Origin of the sequence: Kitasatospora atroaurantiaca (assembly GCF_007828955.1) — a bacterium.
Classification (GTDB): Bacteria; Actinomycetota; Actinomycetes; order Streptomycetales; family Streptomycetaceae; genus Kitasatospora; species Kitasatospora atroaurantiaca.
Window position 1 is genome coordinate 1898901 of record NZ_VIVR01000001.1, and the last position, 15357, is coordinate 1914257.

Annotated in this window: 7 protein-coding genes; 3 read left to right on the top strand and 4 right to left on the bottom strand. The window is 70.6% G+C overall.

All coding sequences use genetic code 11. The features are described 5' to 3' along the window. Nucleotides 1-256: 256 nt before the first annotated feature. The gene (gene pulA, locus FB465_RS08580; protein ID WP_145789137.1) at nucleotides 257-5860 is read right to left on the bottom strand and encodes a pullulanase-type alpha-1,6-glucosidase; all 5604 of its coding nucleotides are present in this window, start codon (nucleotides 5858-5860) and stop codon (nucleotides 257-259) included. 436 nt (nucleotides 5861-6296) lie between these two features. On the opposite strand from pulA, the gene FB465_RS08585 reads away from it, so the two are divergent. Further along, complete coding sequence (locus FB465_RS08585) at nucleotides 6297-7256, top strand: phosphatase PAP2 family protein (RefSeq protein ID WP_145789138.1); 960 nt, start codon at nucleotides 6297-6299, stop codon at nucleotides 7254-7256. Between the two features lie 28 nt (nucleotides 7257-7284). On the opposite strand, the gene FB465_RS08590 is transcribed toward FB465_RS08585, so the two are convergent. After that, complete coding sequence (locus tag FB465_RS08590) at nucleotides 7285-10425, bottom strand: bifunctional [glutamine synthetase] adenylyltransferase/[glutamine synthetase]-adenylyl-L-tyrosine phosphorylase (RefSeq protein WP_145789140.1); 3141 nt, start codon at nucleotides 10423-10425, stop codon at nucleotides 7285-7287. 257 nt (nucleotides 10426-10682) lie between these two features. Between FB465_RS08590 and FB465_RS08595 the strand changes: the two genes are divergently transcribed. Next, nucleotides 10683-11456, top strand: a complete 774-nt coding sequence (locus FB465_RS08595; RefSeq protein ID WP_145789142.1) for a hypothetical protein — start codon at nucleotides 10683-10685, stop codon at nucleotides 11454-11456. Nucleotides 11457-11463: 7 nt separating this feature from the next. On the opposite strand, the gene FB465_RS08600 is transcribed toward FB465_RS08595, so the two are convergent. Both FB465_RS08600 and glnA read right to left on the bottom strand, forming a co-directional pair. Beyond that, nucleotides 11464-11889, bottom strand: a complete 426-nt coding sequence (locus FB465_RS08600; RefSeq protein WP_145789144.1) for a hypothetical protein — start codon at nucleotides 11887-11889, stop codon at nucleotides 11464-11466. Nucleotides 11890-12020: 131 nt separating this feature from the next. Next, a complete protein-coding gene (gene glnA / locus FB465_RS08605; RefSeq protein ID WP_145789146.1) occupies nucleotides 12021-13382 on the bottom strand; it encodes a type I glutamate--ammonia ligase in 1362 nt (453 codons plus the stop codon). 207 nt (nucleotides 13383-13589) lie between these two features. Between glnA and FB465_RS08610 the strand changes: the two genes are divergently transcribed. Next, nucleotides 13590-15344 carry an NAD+ synthase gene (locus tag FB465_RS08610; RefSeq protein WP_145789148.1) on the top strand — a complete coding sequence of 585 codons (1755 nt, stop codon included), beginning with the start codon at nucleotides 13590-13592 and terminating at the stop codon, nucleotides 15342-15344. Nucleotides 15345-15357 lie beyond the last annotated feature (13 nt).

The window sequence follows — 15357 nt, forward strand, 5'->3', positions numbered from 1 at the left end:
GGCACGGTAAAGCCGACGGAGTGTCACCCTAAAGACCGTCAACCCCGGTACTGAACATGAATGTCATCACGTTGCCGCATTGCAGGACCACAACGGGGTCCGAGCTCCAGGACCGGCGGTCCGCCGCCATCGGCCCGGAACAGCGCCACCCGCCGCGCTCATGTCACTCCACCCCTCCCCCGACCGAAAAGATTCGGCCACACGACGCAGGGGCCCCGCCGGGTGGCGGAGCCCCTGAACCTGTGGAGGAGATGCGTCAGCTCTGGACGAACACCGCCACCGTACGGCCGGGGACGGTGAAGGTGCCGGTGGCCGCGTCGAAGCCGGACTGCCTGACCACCTGGTCGGCGCCCTCCGCCTGCACCTGATGCAGAGCCTGGCGGGTGCCCTGAAGGGCCGTCACGGTCTGCTGCTGGGCGGTCGGGGTGGCGTTGAAGACCACCGTGATGCCCTTCTCGGCGCCGGGCAGGCCCGTCCCGTCCAGGTGCAGCGTGATCACCCCGGGAGTCTCACCGGCCGTACCGGAGAGCGGGAAGGAGAGCCGCTGCTGCACCGCTGCGGCGCTGCTCAGCGAGAACAGCGGCGAGGACTGCCTGATCCGCAGGAACTGCTGGTACTGCGCGGTGGTCGCGTCGATCTCGTTGCAGCCCACCGTCAGCTTCGGGTCCGCCAGCAGCGACTTGGCCCTCGGCCACATCGCCTGGTTGTCGGCGGCCATCGGCAGGCCGCGGCCCCAGCCGTTGCCCTGGGTGCAGTCCCAGTGGATGGAGTTGAACCAGTCACCCGAGTCGAAGGAGTTGGCGTCCAGCGACTTGGAGCGCAGCAGATCGCTGCCGGCCTGGGCGAACCCCGGGCCCTGGCCGAGCGCGGTGAGCGACAGCCCGAGGGCCTGCATCCGGGCCCGGTCGGCGGCCGTGGTGCCGGCCGGCAGCTTGTACGCGAGCGCGTCGAAGAGGTCCGCGTTGTCGTGCGCGTCGACGTACTCGACCGCCTCGCCGGGGCTGGCGGCGTACCCGGTCGGCGAGCCGTTGTAGTCGACTCCCGCGCCGCTGACGGCCTTTCCGGAGCTGTCGGTGAAGGAGTACCCCGCCAGGTTGCCGGTCAGGCCGACCTTGATCTGGTCCATCTGGTGCAGCAGCCGGGCCTTCTGCTCGGCCGGAGTGCCGTTGTCGGCCGAGCCGTTGGGGTCGGTGTAGAGACCCGAGGCGAAGCCCTGCTGCGGGGCCGAGGAGAGCATGAAGTTGCCGCCGCGGGCGGCGTCCCGGACCCGGTCGTTGAAGGTCGCGATGCCGGTGCCCGCCATGTTCAGCTGACTGGCCTGCACGAAACGGGAGTTGTTGGCGACGACGCCGAAGTTCCAACCCTCGCCGTAGAGGAAGACGTCCTTCCCCTCGATGCCGTCCTTCTCCTTGGTCAGCCCGCGCAGTGCCGACTGCACGTCCAGCATGGTGGACTTCGGGTCCAGGCCCATCAGGTCGAAGCGGAAGCCGTCCACCCGGTACTGCCTGGCCCAGGTGACGACGGAGTCCACCACCAGCTTGTTCATCATGGCGTGCTCGGGAGCGGTGTCCGCGCAGCAGCTGTCCGTGGTGACCTTGCCCGCGTCGCTGAGCCGCTGGTAGTAGCCCGGGACGACCTTGTCGAGCACCGAGTGCTCGGCCTGCCCGGCAGCGGCGGTGTGGTTGTAGACCACGTCCAGGACCACCCGCAGCCCGGCCTCGTGCATCGCCTGCACCATCTGCCGGAACTGCACCGTCCGCGCGGTGCCGTCGGAGTCGGTGGCGTACGAGCCCTCCGGCACCGTGTAGTGCAGCGGGTCGTAGCCCCAGTTGTACGCGTCGTCGGCCTGCACCGCCGCCACGCACTCCTGCTGCTTCTCGCTGTCCGCCGCCAGCGAGGTGAGGTCGCAGGCGGGCAGCTTCTGCTCGGCCCGGTTCTCCCGGATGGTGGCGATGTCGAAGGTCGGCAGCAGGTGGATCGTGGTGACACCGGCCTTGGCCAGGTCCCGCAGGTGCTGCACACCGGCCGACCTGGACTCGGTGAAGGCCAGGTAGGTGCCGCGCTCGGCGGCCGGCACGGTGGTGTCGGCGGAGGAGAAGTCGCGGACGTGCAGCTCCTGGATCTGCTGCCGGTTGGCCGAAACCGGCTGCGGGCTGCGGTGCCGGTCCCAGCCGCGCGGCTTGGTGGAACGGTCCGAAAGGTCCGCCACCAGACTGCGCTTGGAGTCCGTCGAGAGGGCGACCGAGTACGGGTCGGTGACGACGTTGGTGACCAGCTGCTGGACGCTCGGCGCCCACACCTTGACCTGGTAGAGGTAGTACTTGCCGTCCAGCTCGTCCGCGTCCCGGGTCAGCGACCAGACGCCGCTGGCCTCGTCGCGCTTGAGCGGGACGGTCCTCGGGGTGCCCCCGGTCGAGCGGTCGAAGAGCTGGACGGAGACCTCGGTGGCCGTCGGCGCCCAGAGGGAGAGGGTGACCTTCCGGCCCTTGTCCCAGAACTGGTAGCCGCCGTACGGGTAGTCGTCCCAGCCCTCGCGCTCGTCGGAGCTACTGTTCTTGTCTGAGCTGTAGGCGGGGCCCAGCTGGGCCTTGGCTGCCTTGGCCGCGTACAGGTCGTCCAGCACGCCCGGGATCTGCACGCCGGTCGCCGTGAGCGCGGCGCCGTTGGGCAGGTGCTCGGTGAAGACCAGCTGGCTGCGCAGGGCCTGGGTGATCCGGCCGATGTCGCGGGAGTCCACGGTGAAGGCGCGGTAGCCCGCGAGGTGCGGGTACTCGGCCTTCTGGGTGTCGGTGAGAGCACCGGGGTTGAGCCGGATCCAGTGGCCCGGCTTGTTGAGCACGCCCTTGTCGACGGCCAGGCCGCCCTCGGGGTCGTAGATCAGCTGCGCGCTGGTGCCGCCCTTCAGCGCCGCGTCGGCGGCGCCGTAATTGGCGGGCACCACAACCGTCTTCGCGTCGATCCACTGCGCCTTGGCGGAGGAGATGTCGAGCTGGGAGGACGTGCCGGCCGTCTGCGGCAGCAGGTAGCTCTCCTGGCCGCCGAGGATCCAGACCTCCCGGCCGCTGGTCGCGAAGTTCAGCGACTGGTCGTTCGGCAGGTCCTTGTCGTTGCCGTTGTGCAGGATGTAGCTGAGGCTGGTCGCCCCGGCCGCCAGCGGCACCTCGAAGACGGCGCCGTAGGCGTCCTTGCGGACGGGCTGCAGCGGGTTGCCCCAGTCGGTGGGGTTCTTGGCGCCCGTCCAGTCGTGCAGGCCCCAGCCGTCGTAGTTGCCGTCCGCACGGTGGTAGTGGATCACGGCGGTGTCGGCGGGGACGGTGCCCGCCGGGTCCGGGTTGCTCGTGTGGACGGAGGCGTCGCCCTCCTTGATCCACACCTCGCCGGTGGTGCCGATGTCGATGTGGCGGTCGGAGTCGACGTCCTTGGTGCCGTTGTTCTCCACCACGAAGCCGACGTCCGAGGCACCGCTCTTCAACTTGACGTAGGCGAAGGCCCCGTAGGCGTCCCGGCCGATGAACTCGTGCCCGGCGGGCCAGTTGGTGGACTCGCCGTCGGCGATGTCGCCCCAGGTGTAGAGGTTCCAGCCGGCGTAGTTGTTGTCCTTGCGCTGGTAGTGCACCACCGCGTACGGGCGCGAGCTCGCGCTCGGCACCTGCTGCGGCGCCGGGGTTCCGGTCGTGAAGCTGCCGGTGACCGAGCGCAGATGGCCGCTGGAGTCCTGCACCACGGCCTTGTAGCGGACGACGGTGCCGGGCGCCACCGCGCTCAGGTCCTGCGTCACCTTGTACGTTCCGTTGTCGGCCGTCCCCAGCGTCTGCCAGGGCCCGCTGCCGACCTGCGCGGCGAAGGAGACCCGGTTGAAGCCGCCGCCGTCCACCGCCGCGCCGATGGTGACGGTGCCCGTGGAGCCGTCCGCCGGGGTCTGCAGGGTGAGCTGAGGGGCCGCGCTCACCGCGGCGAGCCTGCCGGCCGCCTTGTGCACCACCGAGGAGAGCGGCGGCACCGTGATGGTGAGCTTCCTGTCCGCGCCGCTGGTGGTCTTCGAACCGGCCGACGGGTACAGCTGGTTGAAGTCCATCCCGGCCGAGAAGGTGTCCAGTGTGACGGTCTTCGCCTCGGTGGAGTTGTTCACCGCGACGACGTACTCGACCTGCTGCTTGGCGTCGATCCGGGAGAACGCGTACACGCCCTGCCCGTCGGCCGCGTACCGCTCGATCTGCGCACCGTCGGCGAGCGCCGGGTTGGCCCGGCGCAGCTCGGCCAGCGTCGAGATGCCCTGGTAGAGCGCCCCGTCCTTGCCGTACCGGTCGGCGGAGCCCTTGGTGCCACCGATCACGTTGTCACTGTTGTACGAGGACGTCTTCGAGGCGAACATGTCCTGCCGGGCGTCCTTGTCGCCCCCCGCACCGGTGAAGCCCTGCTCGTCGCCGTAGTACACAACCGGCTGACCGCGCGTCAGGAACTGGAGCTCGTTGGCGAGTTGGTCCTTCTTGAGCAGGGTGGCCCGGTCCGCACCGGGGTTGTCGCTCTGCAGGAAGCTGCCGAAGCGGCCCATGTCGTGGTTGCCGAGGAAGGTCGGCAGCTCGTACGCGTCGGCATCGGCCGTGGTGTAGCGGTAGTCCTGGCCGTACACCTGGGAGAGCGCCTTGGCGGAGCCGTTCTGGGAGACGTACTTGCGTGCTCCCTCCTGGAAGGCGAAGTCCAGGGTGGCCTGCAGCTTGCCCTTGGTCACGTACGGGGAGGTGACGGCCGGATCGCCGGAGTAGACCTCGCCGAACATGAAGAAGTTCCGGTTGCCCTGCCTGGCGGCGAACTCCTTGAGCGCGGGCGCCCACTGCTGCCAGAAGGCCATGTTGACGTGCTTGACCGTGTCGATCCGGAAGCCGTCGACGCCGGTCTCGGCGACCCAGGTCTGGTAGATCTTCTCGAAGCCCTTGACCACCTTGGGGTTCTGGGTGTCGAGGTCGTCCAGGCCGGAGAAGTCGCCCTCGGTGGAGGATTCGCCGACGAAGGTCGAGTTGCCGCGGTTGTGGTACAGCGAAGGGTCGTTGAGCCAGGACGGGGTCTTGGCCCTGGCGTCCGCAGGGCTGCGCAGGGTCGGCGTGTAGGGGAAGGAGTTCGAGGTGATCCTCGGCCAGGCCGTGCCCGCGTCGGCGACGGCCGTCTCGTCCACCGGGTTGCCGTCGGCGTCCAGGGTCGGGTACGCGCCCGCCGAGCGGTAGTCGTACGACTGCTCGGCGAAGTCGATGACGTCGGCGGTGTGGTTGGTGATGACGTCGAAGAAGACCTTGATGCCCTTGGCGTGCGCCTTCGCGATCAGCTCCTTGAGCTGGGCGTTGGTGCCGAAGTGCGGGTCGACCTGGGTGAAGTCGGTGATCCAGTAGCCGTGGTAGCCGGCCGAGGCGTTGTCCCCGGTGCCCTGCACGGGCTTGTTCTTGAAGATCGGGGCCATCCAGATGGCGGTGGTGCCCAGGTCCTGGATGTAGTCCAGCTTGTCGATCAGACCCTTGAGGTCACCACCGTGGTAGAAGCCCTTGTCGGTGGGGTCGAGGCCGTTGTCCATCCGCGAGCCGGTGATGCCGCCGGTGTCGTTGGCGGTGCTGCCGTTGGCGAAGCGGTCCGGGAGGACGAAGTAGAACTGCTCGCGGGTGAGGTCGTGACGGGCGGCCGAGGCGGCCAGGGCGGCGTCCGAGGGCGGGGCCGGCGGGGTGGCGGCGGCCGCGAGCGGGGCCGAGCCGAGGGTGGCCGCTATCAGGGATGCGGCGAGCAGGACGGCCGCGCGGCCGGGTCTGCGGTAGGGGGTCGTGCTCCGGGTCGAGCTCCGGGTCGTGCTCCGTGGGCGGCGGGGCTGGACTTCGGCCACTGCGGGCTCCCTTGAGGCGGCTCGTCGTCGATGAGTGGCTGGACGCTAGCGGCTGCAAGATGTTTCAGCAAGATGCTGAAATTGTTGCAACCGATGTCTTGACCGAACCGTTGCGCAGGCCGCAGAGTCGGTTGCACGCCCTCCGCCGAGCCGGAGCGGGCGTCACACGGGCTCCCGGTGAGGGTCGGGACGATCCCGCGTGGGGGATGGTTCGCCCGTCGGAGCACCTGATCTCCGACGGGCTTTCCCATGCCCGGCCCCCACCTCGGCAGCCACCGCGGACCCCGCCTCGACCGGTGGTCTGCGAACGAGTCACAATGGACTTCATGCCCGTCTCCGGTACCCGTCCCCTAACCCGTTGGGGGGACAGTTGGTGAAGAATCCACTACCGCAGGATGAGCAGACGGCCACAGGACGTCTGGCAGACTTCTCGTCCATGGGGGAACCGACCGAGATCCGTACAGCCGGCGCCGACCGCGTCGACGCGGCGCACGGCGGTTCCGTTCTGGACGAGGGCCGTACGAGCCGCACGCCGGACGGAGCCACCCGCGCCGCCCAGACGCCCACTGCCGCCCTGCGCAACCGTGTGCGCGAGCAGCGCCGGACGCCGGCCAGGCCTCGGCTCTGGTTCGAGCTGCTGCTGATCGGCTTCAGCTACTGGGTGTACTCGCTGATCCGCAACGCCGTCCCCGAGCAGGAGGCGATCGCGCAGAAGCACGCGAGCTGGATCTGGAGCTTCGAACAGAACCTCGGCGTCGGGGTGGAGCACTCGGTCAACCACGTGCTGAACGCGGCCACCTGGCTCATCGTCGGCATGAACTACTACTACGCGACGCTGCACTTCATCGTCACCATCGGTGTGCTGGTCTGGCTGTACCGCTCGCAACCGGGCCGCTACGCAGCGGCGCGGACGGTGCTCTTCGTGACCACCGGGATCGCCCTGGTCGGCTTCTACTTCTTCCCGCTGGCACCGCCACGGCTGATGACCGGCGGCGGCTTCGTCGACACCGTCGCCGTGCACCACACCTGGGGCTCGATGGCCTCGGGCGCGGCCGCGCACGTCTCCAACCAGTACGCGGCGATGCCCTCGATGCACATCGGCTGGTCACTCTGGTGCGGCCTGACGATCTTCTTCCTGGCCCAGCGCGCCTGGGTCCGGGCACTCGGCGTGCTCTATCCGGTGGCCACCCTGGTCGTGATCATCTCGACCGCGAACCACTTCTGGATGGACGCGGTCGGCGGCGCACTCTGCCTCGCGGTGGGCTTCGTGGCCGCCCGGGCGGTCTACCACGTCTGGGCCTACCAGCTCCCCCGCGTCCCTGGTGTGGCGAGCACCGACGTACCGGTCACCGTCCCCGTCCAGTGGAGCACCCCGGTGAGCGCCGGGCGGCGCTAGTCCCGGCCCCCCTGCCGCTCGGGGCCCCTCACGGCCCGTAGAAGAGCTTCTCCACCACCGCGCGCGCCCGGCGGGTGGTACGGCGGTAGTCGTCCACCAGTTCGCCGGAGTGGCCGGCGGCGTAGCCCAGGTAGCGGGCGACTCCGGCCAGCTCGCGGGCGTCCCCGGGGAAGCTGTCGCCCGGGCGGCCGCGGACCAGCATCACCGCGCTGCGGACCCGGGAGGCCAGCACCCAGGCGGCGTCCAGCACCGCGGCGTCCTCGCCGGATACCAGTCCGGCCTCGGCGGCGGCGGCCAGTGCCGCCCTGGTACGGGTGGTCCGCAGGGCGGGCAGCTCGTGGCCGTGCTGGAGCTGGAGCACCTGGACCGTCCACTCGACATCGGCCAGGCCGCCGCGCCCGATCTTGGTGTGGGTGGTCGGGTCAGCCCCGCGCGGCAGCCGCTCGGACTCGATCCTGGCCTTGATCCGGCGGATCTCCAGCAGGTCCTTCTCCGGCACCCCGACACCCGGGTAGCGCAGCGGGTCGATCAGCGCGCGGAACCGCTCCCCCAGCGCCACGTCGCCCGCCACCGGCTCGGCGCGCAGCAGTGCCTGGCTCTCCCAGGCGTGCGACCAGCGCCGGTAGTACGCCGCGTACGAGGCCAGGGTGCGCACCAGCGGGCCCTGCCTGCCTTCGGGGCGGAGGTCGGCGTCGACCAGCAGCGGCGGCTCCGTCGAGGGGGAGGCCAGTAGGGTGCGCAGCTGGTTGCAGACGGCCTGGGCCGCCCTGGCGGCATCCTCCTCCAGCACCCCCAGCAGCGCCTCGTGGACGAAGAGCACGTCCGCGTCGGAGCCGTAGCCGAGCTCGTGGCCGCCGAAGCGGCCCATCGCGATCACCGCGAGCCCGGTCGGCAGCTCGCCGTTCTCGGCCTCCCAGGCTGCGATGCAGGCGCGCAGGGCGCCCTGCAGGGTGGCCGCGTTGATGGCGGTCAGGGCCTCACCGGCGGCGTCCACGGCCTTGCCCGGGTGGTCGCCGAACCGGCCGAGCACATCGGCGGCGGCCGTCCGGAACAGCTCACGGCGCCGTACCGAGCGTGCGGCCGCCACCCCGGCGGCGGCCGATCCGGCCCGGCCGACGGCGGCCAGGATCTCCTGCTCCAGCGCCGCTCGCCCGCGTGGCTCCAGCCCCTGCGGGTCGCCGAGCATGGCGACCGCCTCGGGCGCCCGGAGCAGCAGGTCGGGGGCGAGCCGCCCGGCGGACAGCACCCGGGCGAGCTGCTCGGCGGCGGCGCTCTCGTCGCGCAGCAGCCGCAGGTACCAGGGCGTGCGGCCGAGCGCGTCGGAGACCTGGCGGAAGTTGAGCAGGCCCGCATCCGGGTCGGCCGAGTCGGCGAACCAGCCCAGCAGCACCGGCAGCAGGGTCCGCTGGATCGCGGCCTTGCGGCTGACGCCCGAGGCGAGCGCGGACAGGTGGCGCAGCGCGGACGCCGGGTCGGCGTAGCCGAGCGCCTCCAGCCGGGCCTTGGCCGCCTGCGGGCTGAGTCCTGTGGCACCGGCGGGCAGCTCGGCGACGGCGTCCAGCAGCGGACGGTAGAACAGCTTCTCGTGCAGCCGCCGCACCTCGACGGCGTGCCGCTTCCACTCCCGCTGCAGAGCGGCCACCGGGTCGGCCCGGGTGTCGTCGTTGATCACGCCGGCCAGCGAGCGGGCGAGCCGGCGCAGGTCGGCCTCCTCCCTGGGCATCAGGTGGGTGCGGCGCAGCCGGTGCAGCTGGATGCGGTGCTCGAGCGAGCGCAGGAAGCGGTACGCGGCGTCCAGCGAGGCTGCGTCCGCCCGGCCGACGTAGCCGCCGGTGCTGAGCGCGGCCAGCGCTTCGAGGGTGTTGCCGCTGCGCAGGGTGGCGTCGGCACGGCCGTGCACCAACTGCAGCAGCTGGACGGCGAACTCGACGTCCCGCAGCCCGCCGGGGCCGAGCTTGAGCTGCCGGTCCAGCTCGGTGACGGGGATGCTGTCCACCACCCGCCGGCGCATCTGCTGCACATCGGTGACGAAGTTGTCCCGCTCGGCGGCCTGCCAGACCAGCGGCGCCACCGCCTCGACGTACGCCGCGCCCAGCTCGGCGTCCCCGGCCACCGGGCGGGCCTTGAGCAGCGCCTGGAACTCCCAGGTCTTGGCCCAGCGCTGGTAGTACGCGAGGTGGCTGGCCAGGCTGCGGACCAGCGGGCCGTTGCGGCCCTCCGGCCGCAGGTTGGCGTCCACCGGCCAGATCGCGCCCTCGCCGGTGGTGTCGGAGCACAGCCGCATCAGCCGGGCGGCCAGCCTGGTCGCGGCCTGCGTCGCCCGGTGCTCCTCGACGCCCTCGTGGGGCTCGGCCACGAAGATCACGTCCACGTCGGAGACGTAGTTGAGCTCCCGGCCGCCGCACTTGCCCATGCCGATCACGGCCAGGCGGCAGGCCCGGGCGGCGTCCGGGTCCTCCTCGACGGCGATGTCCAGGGCGGTCTGCAGGGTGGCGCCGGCCAGGTCCGCCAGCTCGGCGGCGGCCTGCGGCAGGTCGGTGGTTCCGCTCAGGTCGCGGGCGGCGATGGCCAGCAGGCAGCGGCGGTAGGCGACGCGCAGGGCGTCCGCGCGGTTGGGGTGGGCCTTGCCGTCGCCGTGTGCCTTGCCGTCGCCGTGTGCCTTGCCGTCGCCGTATGCCTTGCCGTCGCCGTATGCCTTGCCGTCGCCGTATGCCTTTCCCTCCGCGTGTCCGTTGCCGGTGGTGCCCCAGACGTGGCGGGACAGCTCACGCAGGAAGTCGGTCGGCCCCGGGTGGATGTCGCGCACATCGAAGGTGACCAGCGCGTGCCAGTCCCGGGGGTGTCGGGCCAGGTGGTCGCCGAGCGCGGCGGAGGCACCGAGGACGCCCAGCAGGCGGTCGCGCAGCGGTTTGGAGCCGGTCAGGGTGTCCCGCAGGGTGTGCCGCTCGGACTCGTCCAAGGCCTCCAGTACCCGGGCCAGGCCGAGCAGCGCAAGGTCAGGATCGGCGGAGGCGCCGAGGGCGTCCAGCAGTACCGGGTCGGAGGCCAGCCCGTTCAGGCCGGGCCCGGCCAGCAGGCGTACCGCGGCCTCGGGGTCGCTGAAACCCCGTCGCACCAGCCGTATCTCCAGACGGCTGGTCCGGCTGCCGGTCCGTTCCTCCACTGCCATCGCCCCTCCGATATGACTGCAGGCCGCGAAAACACCTGCGGACCTACGAGCCTACGGGCCTGCCCCCTCCCGGGGCAGCCGCTGGCCGCCCGACCGTGGCGTCGCCGCCCGGCCAGGATTCATCCGGACAGCTCCGCGAGCGGGAACGCCGGTGGCCCGCAGGGGATCGTGGAGGGCGCGGGCGTTCCCGCACGTGCCGGTACCGAATCCCTGGGCGGACCACTGTGGACATACCTTGCCTGCTCCTGGCCTTGGCGATGACCGCTTTCCCTGCCACCGCCACCACCCCCACGCGGACAGGTGGCCCACATCCCGTCCTCGCCGAGCGGTTCACCACTCTCGATCTCGGCCCCGGACGGCTCTGGGGCTGGCAGAGCACCGCGTACTCCCGGTGCACCGACAACGACGACAACCCGGACAGCTGGAAGCTCGACCGCCTCACCCCCGACGCGCTGAGCACCGCACGCGGCTATCTGACCATCACCGCCACCGCCCATCCGGACGGCCACTGGGACACCGGACTGCTCACCACCGGCGAGTCCTGCGGCACCGGCGGCGACGGCACCCTGGTCCGTACCGGCGACCTGATGGTGGCCCATGTCCTGCTCCCCCATGCGGACACGGGCACCTGGGCCGGCCTGTGGACCTGGCGGGACGGCCACAACGAGGTGGACGTCTTCGAATGGCACGCCGACCACCCCGACACCCTCGAATTCGTCAACCACGTCCGCTCGGGCAACGCCTACTACACGGATGCCTCCGTCGGCGCCGGAGAGTGGCTCTACATCGGCACCCACTTCGGAGCCGACAACACGACCTGGTACGTCGGCCCCACGCTCGACCACCTCACCCCCGTCTTCGCCGACCACACCGGCGTGGGAGCGGATTTCGCCGCCTACCCGATCCTCAACCTCTCCATCAGCAACGGCAGGGGCTACCACCCGGCCCCGGCCACCCCCACCCCGGCCACCCTCAGCGTGGACCACCTCCTCATCGAACACCCCGCCCCCGACGAGCTGCCCCACCCCTGAGAAGGGATCACCAGAACCATCCCGGCGTCACCGTGTAGGTCGGAGGCACGTAATCGCACGTGCCTTCCGGCCGCACTTGGGCCGCTACGGCCCGGGCTTCGTGCGCACCATGAGCGTCGACGGCATCCGCAGCCACCAGCAGAACCACAACAGCAAGGAAGCACGCGAAGGCTGGGATCGCGGTTCTCGGCTTGAACCGCGCCAGGACGAGTCCGCCCGCCAGAGCAGACATGCCGGCCACCAGGACGAGAGTCAGCGCCGCATAGGTGATGCGGTCTATGGCGGGTGAGGCATGACAGAAGACGTAGGTTTGTCCACCGCGCGACGCCGATATGCGCTCCCCGACTGCCGCGACACTCAGCAAGAAGCCGCTTCCAGCGACATGCAACGGCCGCAGAATCCGGCTCGCGCTGGTGACTGTGCTCGTACTCATCCATCCCCCACGTCGGTGAACCGCATGGCTACCCGTAGACGTCCCCGGCAGATAACAGAGGCTCCGGGCCGGCGGTGATGATCCGCTGGCCCGGAGCCTTCGCGTGTTCGGGATTGGACGCCGGACTGTGCCTACAGCACCTGCAGGTTCTTCCGCAGCTCGAACGGCGTGACCTCGGAGCGGTACTCCTCCCACTCCTGGCGCTTGTTGCGCAGGAAGAAGTCGAAGACGTGCTCGCCGAGGGTCTCCGCGACCAGCTCGCTGCGCTGCATCAGGTCGATGGCCTCGCCGAGGTTCTGGGGCATCGGCTGGATGCCCATCGCCCGCCGCTCGGAGTCGGACAGCGCCCACACGTCGTCGTCGGCGCCCGGCGGGAGCTCGTAGCCCTCCTCGATGCCCTTGAGGCCGGCGGCCAGGGTGACCGCGTAGGCGAGGTACGGGTTGCAGCCGGTGTCCAGGGAGCGGACCTCGACGCGGGTGGAGCCCTGCTTGCCGGGCTTGTACATCGGGACCCGGATGAGCGCCGAGCGGTTGTTGTGGCCCCAGCAGATGTACGACGGCGCCTCGCCGCCCGCACCCGCCGTACGCTGCGAGCCGCCCCAGATCCGCTTGTAGGAGTTGACCCACTGGTTGGTGACGGCGGCCGTCTCGGCTGCGTGCTTGAGCAGACCGGCGATGAAGGAGCGGCCGACCTTCGACAGCTGGTACTCGGCGCCCGACTCGTGGAAGGCGTTGCGGTCGCCCTCGAAGAGGGAGAGGTGGGTGTGCATGCCCGAGCCCGGGTGGTCGGAGAAGGGCTTCGGCATGAAGCTGGCGTGCACGCCCTGCTCCAGCGCGACCTCCTTCATGACCAGGCGGAAGGTCATGATGTTGTCGGCGGTGGAGAGCGCGTCGGCGTAGCGCAGGTCGATCTCCTGCTGGCCCGGGGCGCCCTCGTGGTGGGAGAACTCCACCGAGATGCCCATCGACTCCAGCATGGTGATCGCCTGGCGGCGGAAGTCGTGGCCCACCCCGCGCGGGGTGTGGTCGAAGTAGCCGGACTGGTCGGCCGGGATGGGCGGGGTGCCGTCGCCCGGGAGGTTCTTCAGCAGGAAGAACTCGATCTCGGGGTGGGTGTAGAAGGTGAAGCCGAGGTTGGAGGCCTTCTCCAGGGTCCGCTTGAGCACGAAGCGCGGGTCGGCGAAGGAGGGCGAGCCGTCGGGCATCAGGATGTCGCAGAACATGCGCGCGGTGCCCGGGGTCTCCGAGCGCCAGGGCAGTATCTGGAAGGTGGTCGGGTCCGGCTTGGCGATCATGTCGGACTCGTAGACGCGGGCGAAGCCCTCGATCGCCGAGCCGTCGAAGCCGATGCCTTCCTCGAAGGCCTGCTCCAGCTCGGCCGGAGCGACGGCGACCGACTTGAGGAACCCGAGAACGTCGGTGAACCACAGTCGGACAAACCGGATGTCACGCTCCTCGAGCGTGCGAAGCACGAACTCCTGCTGCTTGCCCATGGGGACAGTCTCACCTCTGCTCTTTACGTTCGTGTTACGCGCGGAAGCGGCTCGAAAGCGGCTGCTCCCATCATGGCGGATCTTCCCCACGTTGCCGATACCAGGCACCCCCGTTCAAGGCTCGCTCGCCTACGGGCGCTCTTGACCCGGGGCCTCGGCTCGCGACCCCCCGAGACATAGCGTCAGATAGACGATTACACTCGGGGCATGCCCAATCTCCGTCTCGCCCTGAGCCAGATCGACCCCTGGGTCGGTGACATCGCACGCAACAGCGATGAGGTGGTGCGCTGGACCAGGCAGGCCGCCGACGCCGGTGCCCAGCTGGTCGCCTTTCCCGAGCTGGCGCTGACCGGCTACCCGGTCGAGGACCTCGCCCTGCGCAGCTCCTTCGTCGAGGCGTCCCGGACCGCCCTGGTGGAGCTCGCCGCCCGGCTGGCCGCCGAGGGCCTGGGCGAGCTGCCCGTGGTGGTCGGCTACCTCGGCCGCTCCGAGGAGTCCTCCGCCCGGGGCGGCCGCCCCGCGGGCTCCCCGCAGAACTGCGCAGCGGTGCTGCACCGCGGCGAGGTGGTCACCCGCTTCGCCAAGCACCACCTGCCCAACTACGGCGTCTTCGACGAGTACCGCTACTTCGTCCCCGGCGACCAGCTCTCGATGCTGCGGCTGAACGGCGTGGACATCGCGCTGGCCATCTGCGAGGACATCTGGCAGGACGGCGGCCGGGTCACCGCGGCCCGCGAGGCCGGCGCCGGGCTCCTCCTGGTGATCAACGGCTCGCCGTACGAGCGGAACAAGGACGACGTCCGGCTGGAGCTGGTTCAGCGCCGGGCCGCCGAGGCGGGCTGCCCGCTGGCGTACCTGAACATGGTCGGCGGGCAGGACGAGCTGGTCTTCGACGGTGACTCGGTGGTGGTCACGGCGGAGGGCGAGGTGCTGGCACGGGCGCCGCAGTTCGAGGAGAGCCTGCTGCTGGTGGACCTGGAGCTGCCGGCGGCGAGCGCCAACCACACGGACGGGCTGCTGCTCAGCGACGGGCTGCACCTGGTCCGCACCGAGCTGGGCGAGGTGCAGCTCCGGGCCGCCGAGGAGCCGGCGAAGGCGGGTATCGCGCCCCGGTTGAGCGACGAGGCGGAGATCTACGAGGCGCTGGTGGCCGGCACCCGGGCCTACGTGCAGAAGAACGGCTTCAAGTCGGTGCTCATCGGCCTCTCGGGCGGCATCGACTCCGCCCTGGTCTCCGCCATCGCGGTGGACGCCGTCGGCGCCGAGAACGTGTACTGCGTCTCGATGCCCAGCCGCTACTCCTCGCAGCACTCGCGCGACGACGCCGCCGAGCTGGCCCGCCGTACCGGGCTGAACTTCCGCACCGTCCCGATCGCGCCGATGTTCGACGCCTACATGAGCGCGCTCAACCTGACGGGCCTGGCCGAGGAGAACCTGCAGTCCCGGCTGCGCGGCACCCTGCTGATGGCGATCTCCAACCAGGAGGGGCACATCGTGCTCGCTCCGGGCAACAAGAGCGAGCTGGCGGTGGGCTACTCCACGCTGTACGGCGACTCGGTGGGCGCGTACGGGCCGATCAAGGACGTCTACAAGTCGCTGATCTTCCGGCTGGCGCGCTGGCGCAACGAGGCGGCCGAGGAGCGCGGCGAGGTGCCGCCGATCCCGGAGAACACCATCTCCAAGCCTCCGTCCGCCGAGCTGAGGCCGGATCAGGTCGACAGCGACTCGCTGCCCGACTACGACCTGCTGGACACCGTCCTCGACCTCTACATCGAGGGCGACCAGGGCCGGGACGCCATCGTGGCGGCGGGCTTCGACGCGGCCGTGGTGGACCGGGTGGTCCGCCTGGTCGACACCGCCGAGTACAAGCGCCGGCAGTACCCGCCGGGCCCGAAGATCTCCCCCAAGGGCTTCGGCCGCGACCGCCGCCTCCCCATCACCAACCGCTGGCGCCGCGGCTGACCTCGAGCCGCGG